Here is a 276-nt window from a genome sequence, read left to right as displayed (position 1 = left end):
AAAACGCAGACTTCGCAGAGCAAGTAGAGCGTAGCGGCTTTATCTTTGTTGGTCCTAAAGCGGAAACTATCCGCATCATGGGTGACAAAGTTTCTGCTATCACAGCAATGAAAAAAGCGGGCGTTCCTTGTGTTCCAGGTTCTGATGGTCCTTTGGATTATGACGAACAGGCAAACAAAGCGCACGCAAAACGCATTGGCTACCCAGTAATCATCAAAGCTTCTGGTTGTGGTGGCGGTCGTGGTATGCGCGTTGTTCGCTCAGAGAAAGAGCTAA

The 276-nt window shown here is 48.2% G+C and carries 1 protein-coding gene; it reads left to right on the top strand.

Annotated features, from left to right (window positions below; genetic code table 11):
• On the top strand, positions 1–276 hold a 276-nt coding region (locus AYW76_RS18665), incomplete at both ends, for an ATP-binding protein (protein WP_456264818.1).

Source organism: Marinomonas gallaica, assembly GCF_001639745.1.
Classification (GTDB): Bacteria; Pseudomonadota; Gammaproteobacteria; order Pseudomonadales; family Marinomonadaceae; genus Marinomonas; species Marinomonas gallaica.
Note: the sequence above shows the minus strand (reverse complement) of the source record. Positions and strands in the feature narration are given on the sequence as shown.